The organism is Zoogloea sp., from assembly GCF_044344315.1.
Lineage (GTDB): Bacteria > Pseudomonadota > Gammaproteobacteria > Burkholderiales > Rhodocyclaceae > Zoogloea.
In genome coordinates this window covers 1-5,018 of record NZ_JBIJDC010000176.1, presented here as the reverse complement: position 1 = coordinate 5,018, position 5,018 = coordinate 1, and the positions used below count along the sequence as shown (strand labels likewise).

The window sequence follows — 5,018 nt, the reverse complement described above, 5'->3', positions numbered from 1 at the left end:
GGCGCCCATCAAGGTCTTGCACCCTCTCCTCACCGCGACCCAGGAAGGCAACTACAAGGGCACGGAAGGTTTCGGCGCGATTCCGTTTGACGGCATCGTAATGGCCCACTCCAATGAGTCCGAATGGGTCGCCTTCCGCAACAACCGCAATAACGAGGCCTTTCTCGACCGGATCTACACCGTCAAGGTGCCCTACTGCCTGCGCGTGTCCGACGAGATCCGCATCTACGACAAGCTCCTCGCCCACAGCTCCCTGTCCCAGGCTCCGTGCGCCCCCGACACCCTGCGCATGATGGCCCAGTTTGCCGTCCTGTCCCGGGTCAAGGAGCCTGAGAACTCGAGTCTTTTCTCCAAGATGCGTGTTTATGACGGCGAGAACCTGAAAGACACCGACCCCAAGGCCAAGAGCTACCAGGAGTACCGCGATTACGCCGGCGTCGATGAGGGCATGACGGGCCTGTCCACCCGCTTTGCCTTCAAGGTGCTGTCCAAGGTCTTCAACTTCGACCACCGGGAAGTGGCAGCCAATCCGGTGCACCTTATGTATGTGCTCGAGCAGCAGATCGCCCAGGAGCAATACCCGCCCGAGCACGAAGCCAAGTATCTGGCCTTCATCAAGGAGTTCCTCGCCCCCCGCTACGCCGAGTTCATCGGCAAGGAGATCCAGACCGCCTACCTGGAAAGCTACAGCGAGTACGGGCAGAACATCTTCGACCGCTACGTCACCTACGCCGACTTCTGGATCCAGGACCAGGAATACCGGGATCAGAACACCGGCGAGATCCTCGACCGCAATGCCCTCAACGACGAGCTCGAAAAAATCGAGAAGCCGGCCGGCATCAGCAACCCCAAGGATTTCCGCAACGAGGTGGTCAACTTCGTGCTGCGTGCCCGGGCCAAGAACACCGGCAAGAACCCGAGCTGGACGAGCTACGAAAAGCTGCGCGCGGTGATCGAGAAGAAGATGTTCTCCAACACCGAAGATCTGCTGCCGGTCATCAGCTTCAACGCCAAGGCCAGTGGCGACGATCAAAAGAAGCACCAGAACTTCGTCAATCGCATGATCGAAAAGGGCTACACCGAGAAGCAGGTCCGCCTGCTGTGCGAATGGTACTTGCGCGTCCGCAAGTCTTCGTAATGCCCCGCTGATCAGCCCGCCGGCCCGGCGGGCTGCATACGCAGACACTTCGGGAGGCTCGAATGGTACGTATCATCGACCGCCGGTTCGACAGCAAGAACAAGAGTGCTGTGAACCGGCAGCGATTCATGCGCCGCTTCAAGGGCCAGATTCGCGAAGCCGTGGCCGACGCCATCGCCGGTCGCTCCATCAAGGATCTGGACAACGGCGAAAGTGTGTCCATTCCCTCCAAGGATCTGTCCGAGCCCCAGTTCCACCACGGCCGGGGCGGCATCTGGGAAACCGTCTTCACCGGCAATGACCAGTTCTCCTCCGGGGACCAGATCAACCGCCCGCAAGGCGGTGGGGGCGGCGGATCCGGCAAGGGCAAGGCCAGTAAGGACGGCGAAGGGGAAGACGATTTTGTCTTCAACCTTTCCCGCGAGGAGTTCCTGGACGTTTTCTTCGATGATCTGGCGCTCCCCAACCTGGTCAAGACCCAGCTTGCCCGCATCCAGGAATACAAGAGCCAGCGCGCCGGCTTCACCAACGACGGCACACCGGCCAACATCAACGTAGTGCGCTCCCTGCGCGGCGCGCTGGGGCGTCGTCTGGCCCTCTCCTCCCCCTATCAGGGGCGCGTGCGGGAATTGCAGAAGCAGATCGAGGAACTGCTCGAAACCCGCCCAGAAGACGACCCCGAGATCATCCGGCTGAAGAGCGAGATCGGCATTCTGCGGGCCAAGATCGAAGCCATCCCCTTTATTGACAGCTTCGACCTGCGCTACAACAACCGGATCAAGATCCCCAAGCCAACGACCCAGGCCGTGATGTTCTGCATCATGGACGTGTCCGGCTCCATGGACGAGGGCAAGAAGGCCACCGCCAAACGCTTCTTCATGCTCCTGTACCTCTTCCTCACCCGAACCTACGAACACATCGAGGTGGTCTTCATCCGCCATCACACGGTGGCAAAGGAAGTGAACGAGGAAGATTTCTTCCACTCCCGGGAGTCCGGCGGCACCGTCGTTTCCAGCGCCATCGAGCTGATGAAGGAGATCCTGCACCAGCGTTACCTCAATGGCGCCTGGAACGTCTACGGCGCCCAGGCCTCGGACGGCGACAACTGGGAGAACGATTCGCCCCACTGCCGCGAACTGCTTTCCACCGCAATCCTGCCCTTCCTCCAGTACTTCGCCTATATCGAGATCACCCCGGGCGAGCCCCAGAACCTCTGGCGCGAATACGAAAAGCTGGTGGGCGCCCACGCCAACTTCGCCATGCAGCACATTGAAGGCCTGCCGGACATCTACCCGGTATTCCGCGAACTCTTCAAGAAGAAACTCGCATGAGCGCCAAAAGACAGAAGCGCAAGCAGCCCCTTCCGGCTCCGGGCGAATGGACCTTCGAACTCATCGAGGCCTACCACGCCGAGATCGACCGGGTGGCGCGCGACTACGGGCTGGACACCTATCCCAACCAGATCGAGCTGATCACCTCCGAGCAGATGATGGACGCCTACTCATCCGTCGGCATGCCAGTGAATTACCACCACTGGTCCTTCGGCAAGAGCTTCCTGCAGACCGAAAAAGGCTACCGACGCGGGCAGATGGGCCTGGCCTACGAGATCGTCATCAACTCCAACCCCTGCATCGCCTACCTCATGGAAGAAAACACCATGACGATGCAGGCCCTGGTGATTGCCCACGCCGCCTACGGTCACAACAGCTTCTTCAAGGGCAACTACCTGTTCCGGCAATGGACCAACGCCGACGCCATCGTTGATTACCTGCTCTTCGCCCGCAATTACCTCAGCGAATGCGAGGAGCGCTACGGCGAAGAAGAAGTGGAACTCCTCCTCGACTCCTGTCACGCCCTGATGAACGTGGGCGTCGACCGCTACAAGCGCCCGGCCAAGCTGTCCCTAACCAAGGAGCTGACCCGGCAGCGCGAGAGGGCCGAATACCTCCAGAGCCAGGTCAATGACCTGTGGCGCACCCTGCCCGCCCAGCAGATCAAGACCCAGGCCGTCGAAGCCCGCCGCTTCCCGCCGGAGCCCCAGGAGAACCTGCTCTACTTCATCGAGAAGAACGCCCCGCTGCTCGAGCCCTGGCAACGGGAAGTGGTCCGCATCGTGCGCAAGGTCGGCCAGTACTTCTTCCCCCAACGGCAAACCCAGGTCATGAACGAAGGCTGGGCCACCTACTGGCACTACACCCTCATCAACACCCTTTATGACGAAGGCCTGCTCACCGACAGTTTCATGATGGAGTTTCTCCACTCCCACACCAATGTCGTCTATCAGCCTGGCTACAACGAGCCCTGGTACCGGGGCCTCAACCCCTATGCCCTCGGTTTTGCCATGTGGCAGGACATCCGACGCATCTGCGAGCACCCCACCGACGAGGACCGCTACTGGTTTCCGGATATCGCCGGCAGCAACTGGCGCGAAACCTTCGATTTCGCCATGCGCAACTTCAAGGACGAGAGCTTCATCGCCCAGTTTCTGTCCCCCAAGATCATGCGTGACTTCCGGCTGTTCGCCATTCTTGATGATGACAGCGACGCCAAGCTCAAGGTCTCGGCCATCCACGACGAAGCCGGCTACCGCAAGGTTCGGGAGATCCTCTCCGACAACTACAACCTCGGCAGCCGGGAACCCAACCTGCAGGTGTGGAATGTAGACCTGCGCGGTGATCGCTCCCTCACCCTGCGCCACCAGGCCTACCTGCGCCGCCCCCTCAACGGCGACGCCGACGAGGTCATCAAGCATGTGGCACGCCTGTGGGGCTTTGCTGTGAAGATGGAAGTGGCCCACGAGGACGGTCGCGTTGAAGTCCTGCACGAATGCCACCAGGACAGGCGCAAGACGGACAAGAACTGACCAGGGCTAGTCAGCCGGAGGACGACGAAAACCACGGGCCTCAAGGGCGGCACGCGCCTCCGCGCCCACCACCTGCACATTACCCTCTCCCTCAACCGCCGCCCGCTCGGCACCCGCCTCGGGCAGGCTGCGCCGGAACACGGCATCTGGGCACAGGCTGCCGACACAGCCGCCCACCAGCAGGTTGTTCACCGCCGCCACCTGTACCCGCTCGGGTGACCACACGGCCACAAACTCGCCGCCTTCGGGCAGATCATCCACCAGGGTGTTCCCGGCCAGAACCAGCACATTGTCGTCATGCTGCAGGCCCTCGGCCCCAAAGGCGATCATGCGCCGGTTCTCCGTGCCCACCGACTGCCGGACCAGATTGCCGATCAGGAAAACCTGCCCGCCATCCGGAAAATCCAGCTCATAGCTGGCCTGTCCTTCGGCCTCGTCGGTGAGACGGTTGTATTCGATCAGATTTTCCCGGGCCCGGCTCTTCAGCAGATGTCCGACCCGGCCATGGTGGAAATAACTGCCCCTCACCTCCAGCCGGCCAATCCGTCCGGCGTAGAGCAGATGGCTAATCCGCGGCGTCACCAGAACGCCGTGGGAGAACTCGGAGTTTTCCACCACCAGGCTCAGGGAGGCCTTGTTCGCAGTCAGGATCCCCATCTCATTATCGCGAAACTCGCAGTTGCGCACCGTAAGGGCACCTTCCTCATGGCGGATGCCCGAGCCGTTGCGATTAGGCCCCCGCGCGCCCTCGAAGGCGATGTTGTCCACCACCACCTCATCGCCCCGTATCACCCAGATCCCCTTTCCCTCCGCGGCCTGCCCTGAGGCCAGCATGCGCGGCCGGCCACCCACCCCGCGGATGGTCAGCCGCCTCTGGGGCCACACCACCACATCTCCCGCGTAGGTCGCCGCCCGCACCTCCACGGTATCCCCATCCCGCGCCACGGCGGCGGCCTCTGCCAGCGTACGCAGGCCTTCATCGGGCCCGACCCGCCAGGTCTCGGCGGCCGCACTGCC

Annotated in this window: 3 protein-coding genes and 1 pseudogene; 3 read left to right on the top strand and 1 reads right to left on the bottom strand. The window is 61.8% G+C overall.

Annotated elements, in window-relative coordinates; translation table 11 throughout:
• From ACIQ09_RS21695 to ACIQ09_RS21685, 3 genes are all read left to right on the top strand, one after another.
• On the top strand, positions 1-1,138 hold a 1,138-nt coding region (locus ACIQ09_RS21695; protein WP_398314416.1), incomplete at its 5' end, for a PrkA family serine protein kinase.
• Between the two features lie 62 nt (positions 1,139-1,200).
• Positions 1,201-2,469, top strand: a complete 1,269-nt coding sequence (locus ACIQ09_RS21690; RefSeq protein WP_398314414.1) for a YeaH/YhbH family protein — start codon at positions 1,201-1,203, stop codon at positions 2,467-2,469.
• The gene (locus ACIQ09_RS21685; RefSeq protein WP_398314412.1) at positions 2,466-4,001 is read left to right on the top strand and encodes a SpoVR family protein; all 1,536 of its coding nucleotides are present in this window, start codon (positions 2,466-2,468) and stop codon (positions 3,999-4,001) included. Before ACIQ09_RS21690 ends, ACIQ09_RS21685 begins: the two co-directional genes overlap by 4 nt.
• A gap of 6 nt (positions 4,002-4,007) precedes the next feature.
• On the opposite strand, the pseudogene ACIQ09_RS21680 reads toward ACIQ09_RS21685, so the two are convergent.
• Positions 4,008-5,018 (bottom strand): annotated as a pseudogene (locus ACIQ09_RS21680) (hypothetical protein); the annotation flags it as partial.